Source organism: Cohnella cholangitidis (assembly GCF_014107495.1).
GTDB classification, from domain to species: Bacteria; Bacillota; Bacilli; order Paenibacillales; family Paenibacillaceae; genus Cohnella; species Cohnella cholangitidis.
On record NZ_CP041969.1, the window covers coordinates 704,941 to 724,848 of the forward strand.

15 protein-coding genes and 1 pseudogene are annotated in these 19,908 nt (G+C 53.8%); all 16 read right to left on the reverse strand.

Annotated features, from left to right (window positions below):
* Nucleotides 1-186 precede the first annotated feature (186 nt).
* Nucleotides 187-936 carry a cell division protein FtsQ/DivIB gene (locus tag FPL14_RS03575; RefSeq protein ID WP_182301732.1) on the reverse strand — a complete coding sequence of 250 codons (750 nt, stop codon included), beginning with the start codon at nt 934-936 and terminating at the stop codon, nt 187-189.
* Nucleotides 937-1,015: 79 nt separating this feature from the next.
* Entirely contained in the window at nt 1,016-2,290 is a 1,275-nt protein-coding gene (gene murA, locus FPL14_RS03580) for a UDP-N-acetylglucosamine 1-carboxyvinyltransferase (RefSeq protein WP_182301733.1), read from the reverse strand.
* A 16-nt stretch (nt 2,291-2,306) separates the two neighbouring features.
* Nucleotides 2,307-3,212 (reverse strand): UDP-N-acetylmuramate dehydrogenase, encoded by a 906-nt coding sequence (murB, locus tag FPL14_RS03585; RefSeq protein WP_182301734.1) that lies wholly within the window; start codon nt 3,210-3,212, stop codon nt 2,307-2,309.
* Nucleotides 3,213-3,364: 152 nt separating this feature from the next.
* Complete coding sequence (gene murG, locus FPL14_RS03590; protein WP_182301735.1) at nt 3,365-4,474, reverse strand: undecaprenyldiphospho-muramoylpentapeptide beta-N-acetylglucosaminyltransferase; 1,110 nt, start codon at nt 4,472-4,474, stop codon at nt 3,365-3,367.
* A 5-nt stretch (nt 4,475-4,479) separates the two neighbouring features.
* Nucleotides 4,480-5,577, reverse strand: a complete 1,098-nt coding sequence (gene spoVE / locus FPL14_RS03595) for a stage V sporulation protein E (RefSeq protein ID WP_182301736.1) — start codon at nt 5,575-5,577, stop codon at nt 4,480-4,482.
* 45 nt (nt 5,578-5,622) lie between these two features.
* Complete coding sequence (gene murD / locus FPL14_RS03600; protein WP_182301737.1) at nt 5,623-7,056, reverse strand: UDP-N-acetylmuramoyl-L-alanine--D-glutamate ligase; 1,434 nt, start codon at nt 7,054-7,056, stop codon at nt 5,623-5,625.
* 25 nt (nt 7,057-7,081) lie between these two features.
* Nucleotides 7,082-8,044, reverse strand: a complete 963-nt coding sequence (gene mraY, locus FPL14_RS03605; RefSeq protein WP_182301738.1) for a phospho-N-acetylmuramoyl-pentapeptide-transferase — start codon at nt 8,042-8,044, stop codon at nt 7,082-7,084.
* Nucleotides 8,045-8,048: 4 nt separating this feature from the next.
* Nucleotides 8,049-9,455, reverse strand: coding sequence for a UDP-N-acetylmuramoyl-tripeptide--D-alanyl-D-alanine ligase (locus FPL14_RS03610; RefSeq protein WP_182301739.1), 1,407 nt, complete (start codon nt 9,453-9,455; stop codon nt 8,049-8,051).
* A pseudogene (locus tag FPL14_RS03615) lies at nt 9,452-10,938 on the reverse strand (UDP-N-acetylmuramoyl-L-alanyl-D-glutamate--2,6-diaminopimelate ligase). The gene FPL14_RS03610 and the pseudogene FPL14_RS03615 overlap by 4 nt, the downstream one beginning before the upstream one ends.
* A gap of 89 nt (nt 10,939-11,027) precedes the next feature.
* Nucleotides 11,028-12,956, reverse strand: coding sequence for a stage V sporulation protein D (locus FPL14_RS03620; RefSeq protein ID WP_182301740.1), 1,929 nt, complete (start codon nt 12,954-12,956; stop codon nt 11,028-11,030).
* An 87-nt stretch (nt 12,957-13,043) separates the two neighbouring features.
* The gene (locus FPL14_RS03625; RefSeq protein WP_182301741.1) at nt 13,044-15,323 is read right to left on the reverse strand and encodes a penicillin-binding transpeptidase domain-containing protein; all 2,280 of its coding nucleotides are present in this window, start codon (nt 15,321-15,323) and stop codon (nt 13,044-13,046) included.
* A 30-nt stretch (nt 15,324-15,353) separates the two neighbouring features.
* Entirely contained in the window at nt 15,354-15,767 is a 414-nt protein-coding gene (ftsL, locus tag FPL14_RS03630; protein WP_182301742.1) for a cell division protein FtsL, read from the reverse strand.
* A gap of 44 nt (nt 15,768-15,811) precedes the next feature.
* On the reverse strand, nt 15,812-16,768 hold the full coding sequence (rsmH, locus tag FPL14_RS03635; RefSeq protein ID WP_182301743.1) for a 16S rRNA (cytosine(1402)-N(4))-methyltransferase RsmH: 957 nt from the start codon (nt 16,766-16,768) through the stop codon (nt 15,812-15,814).
* Nucleotides 16,769-16,842: 74 nt separating this feature from the next.
* Nucleotides 16,843-17,280 (reverse strand): division/cell wall cluster transcriptional repressor MraZ, encoded by a 438-nt coding sequence (gene mraZ / locus FPL14_RS03640; protein WP_182301744.1) that lies wholly within the window; start codon nt 17,278-17,280, stop codon nt 16,843-16,845.
* Between the two features lie 127 nt (nt 17,281-17,407).
* A complete protein-coding gene (locus tag FPL14_RS03645) occupies nt 17,408-18,481 on the reverse strand; it encodes a DUF4349 domain-containing protein (RefSeq protein WP_182301745.1) in 1,074 nt (357 codons plus the stop codon).
* 145 nt (nt 18,482-18,626) lie between these two features.
* The gene (locus tag FPL14_RS03650) at nt 18,627-19,889 is read right to left on the reverse strand and encodes an adenosylhomocysteinase (RefSeq protein WP_182301746.1); all 1,263 of its coding nucleotides are present in this window, start codon (nt 19,887-19,889) and stop codon (nt 18,627-18,629) included.
* Between the last annotated feature and the right edge of the window lie 19 nt (nt 19,890-19,908).

Genomic DNA, 19,908 nt, shown 5'->3' on the forward strand with positions numbered 1-19,908 from the left:
GTACAAGGGATGCTTCCTCTACTTATTCCACATCCACGAGGTTTTCCCTCTTTTTTCTACAATTTTTTTAGTCGTTCGTTAAGGATGCGATTGGACAATCTAAAAGAAACCTATTTCACCCATAAATGAAATTCTAGCATTCTTTTTGATTATTGAGTAGAGTCCTTTTTCCTTAAGTTTATCGGCTTATTGCAAATCCTCTGTAACATTTTCCGCCGAATAGGGCAAATAAGTGTCTGCTTCCAACATTATTATCTTTCCGGGCTCCCGATTTTGCACGATATCGCTAAGATAGGTAATTTTTTCTTTCAGTTTCTCTATCGTCGTGACGACCTCAAAGCGGGAACGGGTAAACAACTTAATCCGATTCGGATACGAGGTCGATGGATCCGGATGAATTTCTGATAAATCCGCCAGCAGATAATGGGGAAGCTCGTCCAAAACGCGGCATAAAGCGATCAAGTTGGCTTCATCCGGCTTCCAGCCCGATAGAATCGGCTTATCTAGCAAGTTACCTTCCGGAATCGGCAATGTCAAGCCGTTGGATAGAACGGCGAACACTTTGCCGTCGCTAGCAAGCTGTACCGCTACTTGCGGATACTCCTTTACTTCGACGCGCAGCTGGCCCGGAAAGTTTTTGATGATCTCAACGCTCTCGATCGGCTCTAACTCCGCCAGTCTCTTCTTCAATTTACCGATACTCGGCACAAAGAAGGAGTCGCCGGTCGTCACGCCGAGCTGCGACGCCACTTCATCTTTGCTTAAATATTGCGTGCCTGTAATTTGAATCTCCGAGATTTCGGCTAAGGGGGAACGGAAGAACAATACAATGAGCACGATAATAAAAAGGGCGATCAGAAGTCTTAGCAATTTTTTCCCGCGCCGCGAGCGAGGAATTCCCTCTTCGCGCTTCAATGCGGGAATCCGTTCGTTCATCACCCATCCCCCTTGTCCCTCTCGTTCATAAAAAAAACCCGCAGCCGAAGTAAGCTTCCGCGGCGGGGAACCATCACCGTTAGCTGTATACCTTGCTTTTGTGAACTTCGCGAGTAATGTCTCCGCCGATCCGGCGGAACATTTCCTCGATCCGATCGTAGCCGCGGTCGATATGGTGCACCTGTTCCACGATTGTGCGGCCTTGCGCCGCCAGCCCCGCAATGACGAGCGCCGCGCCCGCGCGCAGATCGGTTGCTTCCACCCTCGCGCCATATAGCTGAGGCACTCCGCGAATAAAAGCATTATTCAAGTCGACCCGGATATCGGCTCCCATGCGGCACAGTTCATCCACATGCTTGAACCGTCCTTCGAATATCGTTTCTTTCATGACGCTAACTCCGTCGGCCAGAGCGAGCAACGTCATTACCTGCGCTTGCAGATCGGTAGGAAAAGCCGGATAAGGCGACGTAACAATACGATCAACCGCGGACGGTCTAGCGTAAGCGCCAACTTTAATTATATCATTTCCAACCTCGATTTGAACACCTGCCCGGCGAAGGACATGAATGAGAGAGGTCAGTTGCCCCGATTGCGTATTCTCAAGAGTAACTTCTCCCCGCGTCGCGGCGGCGGCAACCATGATGGTGCCGGTAACGATGCGGTCCGGAATGACCTCGAAATCGCACCCGTACAAAGATTCCACTCCGTCGATCGTTAACGTATCCGTGCCGGCGCCCGACACTCTCGCGCCCATCCGATTCAAGAACAGCTGCAGGTCCTGGATTTCAGGTTCTCTGGCCGCTCCGATAATCGTTGTTCGGCCTTGGGCGAGAACGGCTGCCATCATAATATTTTCCGTAGCTCCGACGCTAGGAAAATCCAAGCTGACTTCGGCTCCTTTAAGTCGACGGGCGGAGCAAATAATTCTGCTGCCCTTCTCTTCTATATTCGCACCAAGAGCCGCAAGGCCGCGCAAATGCAAATCAATCTTTCTTTCGCCGATCGCGCATCCTCCGGGTTGATAGAGCTGAGCCTCTCCGAAACGCGCGAGAAGCGGTCCCATCAAGAAAACCGAAGATCGCATTTTCCGCATCAGGCTCTCCGGAATGTGAGAAGAAGTCGCGACCGCCGAATCGACCGTCACTACCGCATCCTGATGTCGGGCTTTACACCCGAGATCCCGCAGTATATCCAGCATCACTTCGATATCGAGCAACCTGGGAACATTGCGGATCGTCACGTTTCCTTCTGCGAGCAAGCTGGCGGCCAAAATCGGCAAAGCAGCATTTTTGGCTCCGTGGATACGAATGGTGCCCGAAAGCGGATGACCGCCTTCAATCACCAAATTGTCCAAGGGTTTCACCTCCGGGTTACCGCTCACCCAACAAGAGAACCTCCGGCACTAGTACGATTCCATAAGTTTGTTCGATAGTAAGTTGAACTCGTCGAATGAGCGTGAGAACGTCCTCAGCCTTGGCACCGCCATGGTTGACGATAAAGTTGGCATGCAATTGGGAAACTTCCGCGGCGCCTTCCCGCAACCCCTTTAATCCGGCCGCTTCGATCAGCCTTGCCGCATGATCGTTCGGAGGGTTGCGGAACACGCTCCCCGCGCACGCCATTTGGAGCGGTTGGGTACGCAATCGGCGATCTTTGAACGAGGCTAACGCCGCCGCGATTTCCTTACGGTCCCCGTTCGCCAACCGGAATACCGCACGGGTTACGATCCCCTTGCGTTCATGCAGGATGGAATGGCGATACGAGAATTCCATCTCATCTTTCCCAAGCACTGCCCGACTCCCGTCTTCCCATATGATGTCTGCTGACTGTAAGATGCGTGAAATGTCCGAACCGTGAGCCCCGGCATTCATGTACACGGCACCGCCTACCGTCCCCGGAATTCCTCCCGCGAATTCCAAGCCGGTAAGCCCTTCTTTGCCGGACATGACAGATAGCTTGATGAACGAATACGAAGCGCCTGCCGACACCGTCTCGCCATCGAACCGTACATCGTCAAAGCCGTCTCCTAGCTTAATGACGGCTCCGCGAACTCCTTTGTCGGACACCAGAGTATTGGATCCCCGACCTAGCGCGCACCACGGCACGTCGTGACGGTTCAGCAGCGTCAAAGCCGCCGCGAGCTCGCCATCCGATTCCGGAATGATCATTAGATCCGCAGGTCCGCCGATTTTCCAAGTCGTATGTCCGGCGAGGGGCTCATTTAGCCGCACATGGCCGATTCCCGCTTCTTGTAATTCAGCGACCAACTGCTGCATGGCATTATCCTCCTAACGAGTCCTTCAGGGCTGCACTTGCCGTCATTGCCGTTGCTTCAAGTTCGGCAGTCACGATCACGTTGTATCTTATGACGGCTAGGCGGGGGTGGTGACAAACGCCCAGTTGCATGCTCTCCGAAGGACCATGATTATTATCTTTTCCGTTGAATACGGACTATTTGTTCATAAATGGCGGAAGCGGCCTTAGGCATGCCAAGACCACGAGAAGCTTGAGCCATCGCGCCTCTTTGGACGGAATCGCCCATTATGGAGCTAATATGGCTGAACAGCAAATCGCCCGTCAAATCCCGTTCCAGGATCATCCGGGCCGCTCCGGCATCCGCAAGGCTCCTCGCGTTAGCTTCCTGATGATTATTCGTTACGTTGGGCGACGGAATCAAGATGGACGGCAATCCCAAGGAAGTAATCTCCGCCAGGAAAGAAGCACCCGCGCGTCCGATAAACAGAGTCGCCGCCGCAAGCACTTCAGGCATATTGTGAATATAAGGCAATACGTGCACGTGACCAGAAGCTTCCGGACTCATCCGTTTGATCGCCGCCGCCGTATCGTTATAGAATCTCTCGCCCGTGACGAATACGAAATCGGTACCCGGCAGCTTGTGCAGCAACGGCCCCATCTCCACGATCGCGTTATTGATCGCTTTCGCTCCGCCGCTTCCGCCTACGACAAGAACAAAAGGCGTCTCCTGCGGCAATCCAAGCGAGGCAAAGCCTTTAGCGCGGTCGGCTTGCAACACCCTCGTGGCGCATGGGTTACCCGCAAACTCGACATCCGGGCATTTATCGAACAGCTTTACGGATTCCGCGAAACTGACCGCCACGCCATTCACGTAACGGCTTAGAAATTTATTCGTTAAGCCCGGGACGACGTTCTGTTCATGAATCAACGTCGGAATCCCCAAGCGCGAAGCCGCATAGACGACCGGACCGCACACGTAACCTCCGGTGCCCACGACTATGTCAGGCTTGAATTTTCTAAGCAACTGCTTGGAACGTCGCACCCCTTGCACGAAACGAACGACGGTCCGGACGTTCTCCCAAGACAAGGAACGCCGGAATCCGGTAATCGTTACGTCTTCGAATGCGATCCCCTGTTCCGGCACGATTCGGCTCTCCAAGCCGCGGTTCGTTCCTATGTACAGAAGGGAGGAACCCGGTTGTTTCTCCGATATTTCGCGGCCAATGGCCAACGCGGGATAAATGTGCCCCCCCGTGCCGCCTCCGGTTAACACGACTCGCATGAACTTCACCTCGAATATCGGGATAAATTAAGTAAAATGCCAAGCGCCGTAAGCAATAAGGTCAACGAAGAGCCTCCATAGCTCACGAGCGGCAGCGTTACGCCCGTAATCGGCAATAAGCCGATTACCACTCCAACGTTAATCAATACTTGAACGGCGAAAATACCGACGATTCCGGTAGCAAGCAAACTTCCAAAAGGATCGGTTAACGTGATCGCCGTCCTCATGCCTCGCCATATGAGAAGCAGAAACAATAAAATCAACAAGGAGCCTCCGATAAAACCTAGCTCCTCGGCTATAATCGAAAAAATAAAATCCGTTTGCGGTTCCGGCAAATAATTATATTTCTGACGGCTCATCCCTAGTCCTAGGCCGACTAACCCGCCCGGCCCGATCGCGTAAAGCGACTGGATCGATTGATATCCGGCGCCTTGAGGGTCTTGCCAAGGATCCAAAAAAGCCGTAATTCGCTGTAGTCGATAGGGCGCTGCCGCTATTAATCCTACTAATCCTAACACGCCTAACATAGCTAGGCCGCCTAGATGGGTCAATCTCGCACCGGCGACGTAGATCGCCAGCAAAGTCGCTCCGACCATAACGGTACCCGTACCCAAGTCGGGCTGCAGCATAATCAGCGCGAACGCCGCCCCCATAATCCCAAGCGGCGGAAGTAATCCTTTTGTAAAATCGGTAATTTGATTCTGTCTCTCGGAGAGCAACTTTGCTATGAAAAAAATCATTGCTAGCTTCATAAACTCGGACGGTTGAATGCCGAACGAACCGATTCCTAACCAGCTCCGGGCTCCGCCGCGTACTACGCCGAGCCCCGGAATAAGCACGATGACGAGCATTCCGAAGCAAACGAGCAACGCAGGCCCTGCCCATTTGCGCCAGAACGTGTAATCCACGTTCATCGTGACGAACATCGAAGCGATCCCAAGAACGGCAAACAACAATTGCCTTTTCACATAGTAATACGAATCGCCATAATCGTGGAAAGCCGCCACAGCGCTAGCGCTATACACCATCACTACGCCTATGGCTAGAATGCCGAGCGTAGCGGCGATCATCCATACATCGGGAACGGAGCGGGATTTGGCCATGAACCGGACACCTCACGGTTTGCAAAAGTGGGGACATGCCCCCTTCTACAACGTATGCGCCGATTGCTTAAAAATGCGACCTCGAACTTCATAGGATGGGAACATGTCCCAACTGGCGCATGCGGGCGACAGAAGAACGATATCTCCCGGCGCCGCCATAGCGGCAGCTTCCTCGACAGCCCGGCGGAGCGTGTGCTCGGCGTCCTCTACAGGTTCGACGATTTTCACGTTCGTTAAACCGGACAACGCCGCTACCTTGCCGATTTTCTCCCTTGTCTCTCCGATAGCCGCCACGCCTTTCAGCCGATCGCGAAATACCGGCAACAGCTCCATATAGTCGGATCCTCGGTCCAAGCCTCCGGCGATGAGAACGAGCTGAGGCGGCAAAGACAAAATCGACATCGTCGTCGCCATCGGATTCGTCGCTTTGGAATCGTTGTAGAACTTCACGCCGCCGAACGTGCCGACATACTCCAAGCGATGCTCTACTCCGCGGAAATTTTGCAACGGTTCGACAAGCCGATGCGGCTCCGCTCCCGCCGCAAGAGCGATAGCGATAGCGGCTAACGCGTTAGCCGTATTGTGGCGTCCGGGAATACCTAGCTCATCGACGCGAATAATACGTTGCGCCGCTTCGCCTTCGTTCCGGCTGACGATCCATCTTTCCTCCTCGGCCTCGTTCTCCGCGGGACGAACCGAAGAATACGGCGGGTCTACCATGATCCCGTTCGATAAAGTTTGCGTGACCGAGAAAGGAAACAGCTTTCCTTTGAAGCCGGTCGCTAACCGGCGACACGTCTCGTCATCTTCGTTATAGATGGCGATGTCGTTAGCGTGCTGGTTCTCGAACATTTTCGCTTTCGAGCCGACATAATCCTCCATCGAGCCATGATAATCCAAATGCGTCTCCGCTACGTTAAGCAAACATGCGATGCGCGGACGGAAATCGGACGTTCCTTTTAACTGAAAACTACTCAGTTCGGCCACCAGCCAACCGTCATTCGCCACCTCGCGGGCAGCCTCGCTCAGCGGTCGACCGATGTTGCCCGCTACAAGCGGCTTGAGTCCTGCCGCTTCGAGCAGCACTCCCGTTAACGTCGTCGTCGTCGTTTTGCCGTTGGATCCCGTAATGCCGATTATCGGAGCCGGGGAAAGATGGCCCGCGACCTCAACCTCGCTTACGACTTCCACGCCAAGCTCCAGCGCCGCGGCGATCGGAGGCGCCGAATAAGGGATTCCCGGATTTTTGACCAATAGCGCGGTTTCCTTCGTGACGAGGTCGTCCGGATGATGTCCGCACACAACAGAAATGCCCAAAGCCGTTAATTCGTCGGCTTCAGGGCATTGTTCCCGCTCTTTCTTGTCGTTGACGATCACGTCCGCACCGACGCTGTGAAACAGTTTAGCGGCGGCAACGCCGCTTCTTGCCAGCCCGAGAACGACGACGTGCCGTCCCCGGTAGGATGTAAGTTGCATCATCTCGCAATAGCCCCTTTTGTCGCACTTAACTCACCTTGTACAATAATAAGCCTGCCCCGGCAAGCAATAAACCAACAAACCAGAAAGTCGTGACGACCCGCCATTCCGACCAACCCGACAGTTCGAAGTGATGGTGGATCGGACTCATCTTGAAGACGCGTTTGCCGCGCGTCTTGAACGAGGTTACCTGAATGATAACGGACAGCATTTCGAAGACGAAGACGCCTCCGATGACGATGAGCAGCAACTCCGTTTTCGTTAGGATCGCCACCGCGGCGATCCCGCCTCCAAGGCCCAACGAACCGGTATCGCCCATGAAAATTTTCGCGGGATGCGCGTTATAGACGAGAAAGCCGAGCACGGCGCCAACGACCGCCGCGCTGAATACAGCCGATTGAGGCTGCGTGGCTTCCAAGGCGATGATCGTAAACGCACCGAAAGCCAAAGCGCTTGTCCCGGATAACAGCCCATCCAGCCCATCCGTGAAATTCACGGCATTCGTAGAGCCCATGAACATAATTACCACAAGCAGATAGTAAGACCATCCCAAATCGAATGACCAGTCCGTTCCCGGAACGGCAATGATCGTACTGTGGTCCATTTTGTATAAAATATAACAGAAAATAGCCGAAAAGAGGAGTTGGCCGAATAATTTCTGCTTAGCGGTCAAGCCTAGCGACCGTTTAAACACGATTTTAATATAATCATCCAGAAAACCGACAAGCCCAAACCCGAGGCAAGCGGTTAGAAGAGCCCAATATTCCAGTCCTTGATCGGCGAATTTCAAAAAAGACAGCGTCAAAGCGACCAAAATGATTATGCCGCCCATTGTCGGCGTGCCCGACTTCTTCAGATGGGATTCCGGCCCGTCGACCCGAACCTGCTGCCCGAATTTAAGCCTGCGCAGGAGCGGAATGAACAGAGGTCCGAATAAAACAGCAAGCACAAACGAAACGCCTAACGTCCATAAAATCGATGTATAGTCCATTCCTTCACTCTCCGGCTCCTTTCTGTAATCTCGTAACGACTTCCTCGAGGCGCATTCCGCGAGAAGCTTTGACTAGGACCAGATCTTCCGATGCCAATTCTCCGAGCAAATAGTCGGCCAAAACGCTTTTGTCTTCGAAATGAAGGACGCTTCCTTCCGGAAAATTCGACTTCGCTTCCTCGAAGGTTTGACGGGATAACGAGCCGTATACGAGAACGTTGTCCGCTTTCGAATCATTTAAGTAACGGCCGATTTCTCCGTGTAGAGCGATCTCGTCCGCGCCAAGCTCGAGCATATCTCCAAGCACGATCCACTTGCGCCGGTATCCGGACAGTTCGGCGACGAGAAGGATTGCCGCCCTAACCGACGTCGGACTGGCGTTATAAGCATCATTGAGAATAACGGCTCCGTTCGCCGCGTTGCTCCGTTCGATCCTCATTCCGGTCAGTTTCGTCGCTTTAAGCCCTTCTCCGATCTCCTCGAACGATAGTCCGAACAGACGTCCGATCGCAACGGCGGCAAGCGCGTTAATCGCGTTATGCCTTCCCGGTACCGGCAGATCGAACTGGACATTAGGCTCGCCGCCGACCGTGAATTGCGTTCCTTCGGTATTCACCCGGATATAACGCGCAATCCAATCGCATTCCGGATTTTCGCCGAAGGTCACAAGCTTAATCGGCTTATCTAACGATAGAGCGGCCAGTTCTTCCGCGAGCAAGGGTTCATCGCCATAATAAACGAGAGTGCCCGACGGCTTCAGCCCCTCCGTTATTTCCAGCTTCGCCCGGGCAATATTCTTGCGCGATCCCAGCTGCAGCAAATGGGACTCGCCGATATTCGTAATAATAGCCGCGTCAGGCTTTCCGATGGAAGACAATAACGAAATTTCTCCTTGCCCGCTCATGCCCATCTCCAAGACGAGCATTTCGGTTTCTTTGGGCGCGCTTAGAATCGTCAGAGGCAATCCGATATGATTATTGAAGTTGCCCTCGGTTTTATGTACGAGGTACCGCGTCGAGAGAACGGAAGAAACCAAATCTTTGGTCGTCGTTTTACCGTTGCTGCCCGTTACCGCTACGACTTTGGCGTCTAACCCGTCGCTTAAATATCCGACCGCGATGGCCTGCAATGCCGTCAGCGTATCCTTCACTACGATCAGCGGAATGCCGATATCCGGCAATGGTACGGAAGCGTCCCACAATGCCGCGGCCGCGCCCGCGTCCTTCGCTATTTGAATATAGTCATGGCCGTCGAATCGTTCGCCCTTCAATGGCACGAACAATTGTCCGGGCTTCAGCTTGCGCGTATCGGTCGAGACGCCCTCCAGCCTTAAGTCGCCTTGATCGGAAATTCCGTATATGCTTTCGGCGCCGCCCCACCCGGCCACTTCGCGAATAGTTGCCTGCATCAATTCGTTCGACTCCTTATCGCTTCTTTCGCCACTAGGCGGTCATCGAAATCATGCGTGACCTTGCCGATGATCTGATAGGTTTCATGGCCTTTCCCCGCAATCAATACTACATCGCCGGGGCTTGCCATTTCAACCGCTTTTTCGATCGCGGAGCGCCTATTGGGCTCGAGCTCATAGCGATCCGCCGCTACTCCCGCTGACTGCAAGCCCGCTTCGATATCGCGCAAGATGGCCAGCGGATCTTCGGTACGGGGATTATCGCTCGTGACGATTATTTGATCGGCAAGCTCCGACGCGATCCGTCCCATAATCGGACGTTTCGTCTTATCCCGATCGCCGCCGCAGCCGAATACGCAAATGACTTTTCCCGTAGCCAGCTCCTTAACCATTTTCAACACGTTCTCCAAGCCGTCCGGCGTATGCGCATAGTCCACGATGACCGCATAGGACTGATCTTCGTTGACGGGCTCCACGCGTCCCGGCACTCCGGGGATCCGTTCCAGGCTGCGCAGCGCGTCGTCGAGATCGATCCCTTCGCACAGAGCGGCACCTAGGCAGCTAACGCGTTATAGACATTGAACTTCCCGACCAAGCGCAAATTCACTTGACGATTGCCGCGGAAGGACTCCAACTCGAAAGTCGTGCCGCTAGCCGTAATTTGCACGTTGGATGCTTTCAGATGGGCCGGTTGATCTATCCCGTAAGTGACAACCTCCGCGGCGGTCAGTCGGGCATAGCGGGCGGAAGCCTCATCGTCCCCGTTCAGCACGGCGAACGAACGATCCTCGATGCGATCGGAGTATGTATTGCCCAATCGGGAGAAAAACAATCCTTTAGCCGCTTCGTAGGCTTCCATCGTTCCGTGATAATCGAGATGGTCTTGCGTCAAATTCGTAAATACCGCGGTTCTGAAGTCGCAGCCCTTGACTCTCCCTTGCTCCAACGCGTGGGAGGACACCTCCATCGCGCAACGCTGGGTGCCGGCTTCGACCATCGAACTGAATATTCGCTGAAGCTCCAGCACGTCCGGAGTCGTGCCCGACATCGGGAAACTATTGCCTCCGTAACGCGTTTCGATCGTACCGATGACGCCCGCGGAGAAACCGGCGTCCGACCAGATTTGCTCGATTAAATAAGTTGTCGTCGTTTTACCGTTCGTTCCCGTAATCCCGACCGGACGCAGCTTATGCGAAGGCCTGCCGTAGTAATAGTCGGCCAACTGCGCGAGCGCTTGCCGGGTATTCGGCACGACGAGCTGCGTGGCGGCGATCGGCAGCTCACGGGACGTGACGAGCGCAACGGCGCCCTTCTCGACCGCTTGCGGCGCGTAATCGTGCCCATCCACCGTATGTCCCGGCAGACAAAAGAACAAACAGCCTTCGTTGATTTTGCGCGAGTCGACTTCCAAGCTTTGCACGTCTACGTTAGGATCGCCTACGATTCGGCAGAGCAACAGTTGTTGAGACAACTCATTGAGTTTCATATCGGACTAGCCCCCTGACGACTTCTTGTGTACAATGTAAACCCATTATGGTCCAATGACTCCCCATCATTCAAGTGGAATCTCTAACTTTAGTCCGCTGCGCCTAGATAGATTCGAATGACGGAGCCTTGCTCAACCCTTGCCCCGGCTGCGGGAGCTTGCCGAACGACGGTCTGCCCGCTTCCAGAAGTTGCTAACTGGAAATTCGTATTCATATCTTCGTATAGATCGGATACCGTCTTGCCTACCAGGTTCGGCACGGTAACGGTCCGGGGCTCGCCGCTCCCGTATTTATATTCTTTCTCCACTTGGGCGGTTCTAGGCTTGACCCCTAAGTGAGGGAGGGCGTCCGCCATGATATTGCGCACGATCGGAGCGGCAACGACTCCGCCGAATTGAATCCCCTGAGGATTATCGACCGCCACGTAGACGACTAATTGAGGATCGTCAGCCGGCGCGAACCCGATGAACGATACGATGTGCTCGTCTTTGGAATACCGGCCGTTCACGACCTTCTGCGCGGTACCCGTCTTCCCTCCGACGCGATATCCTTCCAGGAAAGCCTTGGCCCCCGTACCTTGCGCCACGACCTTTTCCAATGCTTCCCTTACCTTCTTGGACGTTTCAGGCGAAATGACTTGCCTGACCAGCTCGGGCTTAGTTTCCTCCAGGATCATTCCGGTTTCCGGCTGTATCCACGATTTCGATACGAAAGGCTTATAGAGCTTCCCTCCGTTAATCGCTGCCGAGACTGCCGTAATCTGTTGAATCGGCGTTACGGATACCCCTTGGCCGAACGCGGTCGTAGCCAACTCCACCGGACCTACCTGCTTAGGCTTGAACATAATTCCGTTCTCTTCGCCCTTCAGGTCGATCCCCGTCTTCTTGCCGAAACCGAAATCGTAAATATAAGAAAATAGTTTATCTTTCCCTAAGCGGTTCCCGAGCGTCACGAAACCCGGGTTGCAAGAGTTTTCGACGACTTCCAAGAACGACTGGCTGCCGTGTCCGCCCTTCTTCCAGCAGCGCAGCTTGGCGCCTGCCACCTCGATGAACCCGGGATCATAGAAATGTTCATGCTCCAGGTCCACTTTCCCCTCCTCCAGCGCGGCGGCCAGAGTGATGATCTTGAACGTGGAACCGGGCTCGTACGTCATCCAAATCGGCAAATTCCGGTTATATACCTCGGCGGGCACTTCCTGATATTGGTCCGGTTGGAACGAAGGTCGACTGCCCATCGCGTAAATTTCCCCGCTATTCGGATTCATCGCGATGGCGATGACGCTGTTGGCTTGATATTGCAGCATCGCCTGATCGAGCTCGCGCTCCACGATCGATTGGATCGTCTGATCGATCGTCAACTGCAGCGACAAGCCATCCTGAGGCGGCACGAACACGTCCGACGATTGCGGCATCTTGCGCCCGGCCGCGTCGGTAAGCGAGGACACGTTTCCCTTCTGGCCCGTTAACCGGTCGTCGTATTTCAACTCCAATCCCGTCAAACCTTGATTATAACTGCCTGTAAACCCGAGGACATGCGCGGCTAGGCTTCCGAACGGATAGTACCGCTTGTTGTCTTCGGACACGACGATGCCGGGCAGGTTCAAGCCGCGCACGGCTTGAGCTTTCTCCGTCGTCAACTTGCGGCCTCCGGGCTTAAGCTCTACGTTCGACGTCACCTTAGTCAGTAGCTTATATAAGCTTTCCTCCGACATGCCTAGCACTCCGGAGAGCTGTCTCGCCGTTTCGCGCTTATCCTTGATTTGCACCGGAATCGCATAGATCGTCGGAGAGCTGATGTTGTACGCGAGCCGAGTTCCGTTACGATCCAGGATTTCGCCCCGCTTCGCTTGGAACGGTATGTCCCTTCTCCACGAATCTTCTGCCTTCTTCGTAATCTCCCCGCCGATCAACAATTGTACGTAACCTAATCTGACGATTAATGCCGCAAAGGCAATGACCGCAAAAACCAATACGAAATACAACCTTTTCCGAACGGTGGCCTGTGAAATTTTCAAAATGAAAAACCCCCTTTACCGGGAACGTCTGGACGTGCTTTCGCCTAGTTCCAGACTATTCCCGGGACAAGTGGGTTAGAACAAGCCTTAACCTTCGGGCGGGGCTTGCGAAGAGTCTTCCGACGAATCCTCGGATGTCTCCGCAGGAGGCTCAACCGCCTGGCCGTGAGGGGATAGCGTTAATTGAAGAATCCATTTCCCGTCGACTTTGACGGCTTTCTGTCCGGTGACGTAACCTTGCCCTTCAACCGTGGCGACTACTTTGAGCAAAGAGCACATTTCGAGCGCGTCCCGGAGCGACAGCCCCGTCAGATCGGGAACGTTGCCGGGTTTCGTATCCGTCAACAAATAGATTCGCTGCGAAGCCGGAAGCACGCTTCCTCCCTTTGGAAGTTGCTGCAGTACCTTGCTGCCTTTGCCTAGCACTCCGACCGGGAAGGAACGCTGTTGCAGCTGTTGACGCGCTTGGGCGACCGTCAAGCCGGACACATCCGGCACGGAGGAAGTGATTTCGACATCTTTGCCGGTCGTTGTCGACGCGCTGGAAGCAGCCTCTTCCGTCTTCGGCAAGTTCGGCTCGATACCGAGATGAAGCAGCGATTTGCCCATGATTTCCTTGAAAATCGGACCGGCAACCGATCCTCCCCCCGCGTTCGCGATCTGCGGCTCGTCAACGACGACGTAGAGCACGACCTTCGGTTTCTCGACGGGCGCGTAACCGATGAAGGAAACGACGTATTTCTCTTTGGAATACCCGCTTTTGTTGTCTTCGGTTTTCGTAACCTTCTGCGCCGTTCCCGTTTTACCGGCAATCCGGTAACCGGGGATGTAAGCCAGTTTTCCCGTGCCGATCAACTGATCGCTAACGACCGTTTCCAAATATTCGCCGACTTTGCGGGAAGTTTCGGCCGAGATGACCTGGCGAATCACCTTCGGTTCCGTCAGCGTTTTCTCTCCCGTGTTCGGATCGCTGATCGACTTCACGATATGCGGCTGCAGCAATTTGCCCCCGTTGGCGACGGCGGCCACGGCCGCCACTTGCTGAATCGGGGTAACCAATACTTTCCCTTGTCCGAACGCGGCGGTAGCCACCTCGGACGGATAATCGAGACTGAACGGTCTCGACACCTCGTTCGGCAGCTCGATTCCCGTTTTCTGCCCGAATCCGAAATCGTTAATGTACTTCGTCAGCTTTTCTTTGCGTAGCATTTCATAGCCTAACTTGACGAATGCCACGTTACTGGAATGCTTAAGGCCGTCCAAATAACTGATTTCTCCCCAACCTACGCCGTTGTGGTCCTTAATTGGCCTATCCTTCTGGCTGTACTTGATCGAACCGGATTTGTAGAAATCGTTCGGATTGAACAACCCTTCTTCCACCGCGCCCGCCAAAGTCACAATCTTAAACGTCGAGCCCGGCTCGTATAACGACTGTATTGCGTTGTCGCGGAACACGTTCTGATCTTTAAAATCCCAGTACGTGTTCGGGTTATAGTCAGGCAAGCTGGCCATCCCCAATATTTCCATCGTTTCGGGATCGGCGGCTATCGCCGTAATACTGATGGGTTTGTACTGTTCGTATCCTCTTCTCAAGGCATCCTCGATGTAGTACTGAATGTCCTTGTCGATCGTAAGAGTAACGTCCTTGCCGTCCACCGCCTGCTTGTATTCCACTTCCCCGTTAGGCAGCTGGACCCGCGCCCCGTCCTTCTGGTATTTGATGAAGCCCGGAGTTCCGCTCAATTCGTCGTTAAGCTTCTTCTCCAGCCCGTAGATCGCCTTGCCGTCTTTGTCCTCGTAACCGAGAATATGGGAAGCGAGAGGACCATTCGGATAGTAGCGCTTTTGTTCTTCCATGAAATACAGACCGACATCGTTCTTCACGCCGGTCAGCTTCCGGATCTCGTCGCGGAACGCGGCCAATCGATCCTTCGTCGCTTTATCGACCTTCCACCCTTCCGGCCGAATTTCCCGTTGATCCCGATAGGTGATTCCATCCGCTTTCTTGGAGGCAATGAATTCCCTCAGATCGCTTTCCGGCGTACCTAATACGATATGCAATTTAGATACGATCCTGTCCGTCAGCTTCCATTCCGGATGCTCGGCTTCCAATTCGGCGATTCGTTTAGGCCCTACCGCGACCGTATAAGCTAGAGCATCCGCGGCTAGTACCTTGCCGTCCCGATCGAGGAGCTTCCCCCGTTCCTGCCGGATGGTCTCGCTGGTCATCCACGTCTTCATCGCTTGCTCCGTCCAGAAGTCGGCTTTCACGACTTGAACCCAGTAGATTCGTATGATTAAACCGACAAAAAGGAGGGTGAAAATCCCTCCCGCCAGCAACGTCCGCAATTTAATTCGTTTGGTCATAGCTTGATCCTCTTCTTTTCCCGATCGCGCTTAAGGCTTCATCGCCACGGCGTTTTGATCGTCTTTGGAAGCGGTGATTCCTTCGCTTTCTATCGGTACGAACCCGTTTGCTATAGCTTTTTTTCTGATTTCCGCCGGATCGCTTAGCCTATTCACTTCATTCTGAAGCTCTTTGCTCTGCTCCGTCGCTTGCTCGATCGATTTTTTCGTCGCTTGAATCTCTCCGTTGATTTGATAGATTTGCGCGTAACGAAAAATAATAAAGCCCGCAACGAAAACGACTAAACCGACGGTAAACAAATATAGCAACTTCTCTCCGATCGGAATCGAACGGCGGCGCGTAACTTTCGTCTTCTGCGTCTGTCTGGCCGGTTGTTGTCGTTGTTGTCGTTGTTGTTCCTCTACGCGCTCCGGACGAAGCGCCAAGTTGCCGTAATATGCCATAAGTGCCTTGTGCCCCTCTCAGCTTTATCTATTTCGAACCCGTATTAACCGAGCTTCTCTGCAATTCTTAACTTGGACGAGCGTGCGCGCGGATTGGCTTCCAACTCTTCCTCCGTCGGCACGATCGGTTTGCGGGGCGTCAGCTTCAAACGTCCGTCTCCGCCTCCGCATACGCACACCGGAAAGTCCGTCGGGCAGCTGCAGCTCGCGACTTCCTTCGCGAACGTCGTCTTGCAAATTCGATCTTCCAAAGAGTGGAACGTGATGACGGCCGCGCGTCCTCCCGGCTTAAGGCAATCGATCGTTTGATCCAACGCTTCTTGAAAAGCGCCCAATTCATCGTTCACCGCGATGCGCAACGCCTGAAAAGAGCGTTTGGCCGGATGCGGGCCCGTACGGCGCGTCGCCGCGGGAATCGAGGATTTAACGATCTCCGCTAATTGTCCCGTCGTCTCGATCGGCGCCTTGCTTCTCGCTTTGACGATGTTGGCCGCGATCTTGCGGGCGAACTTCTCTTCGCCGTAGTCCCGAAGGATATCGGCGATTTCCCGCTCCTCCCACTCGTTGACGATTTGTTTGGCGGTAAGCGACTCGTCGCGATCCATTCTCATATCCAGCTCGGCATCTTGGTTATAGCTGAAGCCGCGGTCGGCTTCGTCTAGCTGAGGACTGGATACCCCGAGGTCGAACAACACCCCGTCAACCTGCGGCACGCCGTCTTTCTCGGCGACTCCGGCCGACTTAAGAGCCAGCTTCAGGTGCCGGAAGTTGCTTTTCACCAGCGTTACGATATCGCCGTACGGAGCTAACCTCACTCGCGCATTCGCGAGAGCGGCTTCGTCCTGGTCGAGCGCGATCAATCGTCCTTGCGGACCGAGCTGCGAAGCGATAAGCTCGCTATGCCCCGCGCCGCCCAAAGTACAATCGACGTAAATGCCGTCCGGACGAATGTTTAAGCCTTTTACGGACTCTTCTTTCAATACGGTAACGTGGTGAAACATAGTTGCTGCCTCCCGGCACCCGACAGCGGGTCCGTCTTTCTCGTTTATGTATTGTTGTGCACGTTGTGAACGGGTTAAAAGTTAAAATCGAAATCGACCAGCTTCTCGGCAATTTCGTTAAAGGAATCGGCGGACTGCTTGGAGTATTCCTCCCAAGTCGCCTTATCCCAAATCTCCACTCTGCTCGATACGCCGATGACGGTACAGTCTTTGTCCAGCTTGGCGTATTCCCGCAAATGGTTAGGTACGTTTACCCTGCCCTGTTTATCCCATTCGCATTCGGACGCCCCGGAGAAAAGCAGCCTGGAGAAAGCTCTCGCATTAGCCGCCATCGAAGGCAGGCTTTTGATCTTCTGTTCGAGCTGGGCCCATTCGTCGCGGGGGTAGACGAACAAACAGTTGTCCAATCCGCGGGTGATAATAAAGTCGGTGCCGAGAGCTTCGCGGAATTTCGCAGGGATAATAATTCGCCCTTTGTCGTCGATGCTGTGCTGAAATTCCCCTAAAAACATAAGCTCTCCACACCTCCTCCACTATTCACCACTTTCCACCACTCTGAACCACTTATGATGATTATTCGCGGCATAAAATAAAAATCCTGCCTCGTGAGCAGGATTTTCGAAAAAATATTTTACGGGATTAACGAGTCCCATCCTTATTTTCTTGGTCATCCGAGTCCGATACGGACTCGATTTCCGAGTCGACGCGTCTTGTGCCTTTACGTCTGCGAACGAAATAATAGATCGGAAAACCGATGACGGCAACTACGGCTATGACGGGCAGCAGAGCGACGATGACGATGACGAACCACTCGCCGGCGGTCTTGAGCACCTTCGCGCTGCCGGCAAACGTATCCGAGATCCGTTCTCCGAACCCGTCGACTTCCTCCGTTTCCTCATCATCGCTGTTGGCGATCCCGGTCGATTGATATAAACGCAAGTTAATCGTGGAGAACGCAACGTTCTGGTCCAAAAAGCGGATCCGCCCTTTGATCTGCTCGATTTCCTGTTGAACGTTCGCAAGCTCGTTGGAGAACCGAACGAGGTCGTCCGATTTTGTCGCTTTGTCCATTAAAGACAGCAATCGCGCTTCCACCGTCTGCTTGGCTTTGAGACGGGCGTCGAGGTCGACGAACTCTTCCGTCACGTCGCTGCCTTCTACCTCCCGCTCGAATTTCAGGCTTTTAATCTTCTGCAATTTCTCCAGGAAAGGAGAGAACCCATCGGAAGGCACTTTAATCACATAGGAAGCGCCGACTTCGTCCGAATTGCGGCTGTCGGAAAACTGTAGCACGTAAGCTCCGCCCATATGGATGAGATTCAGCAACTGTTCCTCGGCAGCCTTGAACTCCTTGACCTTCATGACCAGATCGGCGCGGTAGATGACCTTGCGCCCGAAGCCCGCGTTCGCGTCCGCGATCGGGCCAATGCCTCCGCCGCCGACCGCAGCTACCTCTTCGGATTCCGATTCGCCCGCATCAGACCTTTCTGGTCCCTTTGCCAACTCGCCCGACTCCGCGTCCGAGAAAGCCGCCGATTGAGCGGACGTCGTCTTGATCGACTGATTCGCGGCTGCGTCGGGCGCCGCCATCTCTGCGGCAGCCGAATCCTTGTCGTTGCTGCTGCCTCCGCATGCCGCTAACCCAAGCATGAGCAATATCGCTAGCATCATCAGAACGCCGTTTCGCAATACCCGGTCTCGTTTTCCCTTCATTTAGATCTCCCCTTTTTGGTTTCTGCCAACATAGACGCATCTTGACAGGGAAATGTTTCCTTTTGTTTTCGAGCAATAAAAAAACGTTTATCCCGCCGGATTTTTCCCGGTGGAATAAACGTTTGATATTAAGCGAAGTTAGATCTTAATGAGAAGCCCAGCTGTCCAAGTAAGCCTTCTGCTCTTCGGAGAGCGTGTCGATCTTGATTCCGAGCGATTCCAGCTTTGTGCGGGCGACCAGCTCGTCGAGTTCGTAAGGAACGTTAACGACCTGATTGCCGATGCTCTTATAGTTCTCGTTGACGTGACGAAGGGCAATCGCCTGCAACGCGAAGGTCATATCCATGATTTCCGCCGGATGGCCATCGCCGGCTGCCAGATTGACCAGACGTCCTTCGGCAAGCACGTAGATTTTACGACCGTCCTTCAGAACGTATTCTTCGATGTTGCGGCGCACGACGCGTTTGGACACCGACAATGCGGCTAGCTCGACAAGGTTGACTTCGATATCGAAATGTCCCGCGTTAGACAAAATCGCTCCGTCTTTCATGTTCGCGATGTGCTCACCGCGAATTACGTCTTTGTTGCCCGTAACCGTCACGAAGAATTCGCCGACTTTCGCGGCTTCCTCCATGGATAGCACGGTAAATCCGTCCATGTACGCTTCAACAGCGCGGATCGCATCGACTTCGGTTACGATGACGTTAGCGCCCAAGCCTTTGGCGCGCATAGCTACGCCTTTGCCGCACCATCCGTATCCGTTAACGACGACGGTTTTGCCCGCAACGACAAGGTTTGTCGTCCGGTTGATGCCATCCCATACGGATTGACCCGTACCGTAACGGTTGTCGAACAAGTATTTGCAATACGCGTCGTTAACGGCAACCATCGGGAACTTCAATGAACCGTCCTTCTCCATCGCCTTCAACCGCAAAATGCCGGTTGTCGTTTCTTCGGCTCCGCCGCGCACTTGGGCAAGCAGGTCTTGGCGTTCCGAGTGAAGGATGGAGACGAGATCTCCCCCGTCATCGATGATGAGATCCGGTTTCGTTTCCAGCGTTTTGACCATCAGATCCTTATATTCCTGAGGATCCGGATTATATTTCGCGTATACCGCGATGCCGTCTTCTACGAGCGCCGCGCATACGTCGTCCTGCGTCGACAGCGGATTGCTTCCGGTAATGACCACTTCCGCTCCGCCTGCTTGCACGACTTTGGCCAAGTAGGCCGTTTTGGCTTCCAAGTGAAGAGAAATCGCTACTCGCAGTCCTTTAAAGGGCTGATCGCGTTCGAACTCCTTGCGAATTTGGTTCAGGACAGGCATATGCGCTTGTACCCAATCGATTTTCAACTTACCTTCAGGCGCAAGCGACGCATCGCGCACGATGCTTTTTAATGCTGTTTTCATACGATAATACCTCCAAAAT

Bases quoted from the DNA above. Each gene is read 5' to 3' on its own strand.
- FPL14_RS03575 (WP_182301732.1), bottom strand. From the start codon at position 936: ATGAACGAACGGATTCCCGCATTGAAGCGCGAAGAGGGAATTCCTCGC.
- murB (WP_182301734.1), bottom strand. From the start codon at position 3,212: ATGCAGCAGTTGGTCGCTGAATTACAAGAAGCGGGAATCGGCCATGTG.
- murG (WP_182301735.1), bottom strand. From the start codon at position 4,474: ATGCGAGTCGTGTTAACCGGAGGCGGCACGGGGGGGCACATTTATCCC.
- spoVE (WP_182301736.1), bottom strand. From the start codon at position 5,577: ATGGCCAAATCCCGCTCCGTTCCCGATGTATGGATGATCGCCGCTACG.
- murD (WP_182301737.1), bottom strand. From the start codon at position 7,056: ATGATGCAACTTACATCCTACCGGGGACGGCACGTCGTCGTTCTCGGG.
- mraY (WP_182301738.1), bottom strand. From the start codon at position 8,044: ATGGACTATACATCGATTTTATGGACGTTAGGCGTTTCGTTTGTGCTT.
- FPL14_RS03625 (WP_182301741.1), bottom strand. From the start codon at position 15,323: ATGACCAAACGAATTAAATTGCGGACGTTGCTGGCGGGAGGGATTTTC.
- ftsL (WP_182301742.1), bottom strand. From the start codon at position 15,767: ATGGCATATTACGGCAACTTGGCGCTTCGTCCGGAGCGCGTAGAGGAA.
- rsmH (WP_182301743.1), bottom strand. From the start codon at position 16,768: ATGTTTCACCACGTTACCGTATTGAAAGAAGAGTCCGTAAAAGGCTTA.
- mraZ (WP_182301744.1), bottom strand. From the start codon at position 17,280: ATGTTTTTAGGGGAATTTCAGCACAGCATCGACGACAAAGGGCGAATT.
- FPL14_RS03645 (WP_182301745.1), bottom strand. From the start codon at position 18,481: ATGAAGGGAAAACGAGACCGGGTATTGCGAAACGGCGTTCTGATGATG.
- FPL14_RS03650 (WP_182301746.1), bottom strand. From the start codon at position 19,889: ATGAAAACAGCATTAAAAAGCATCGTGCGCGATGCGTCGCTTGCGCCT.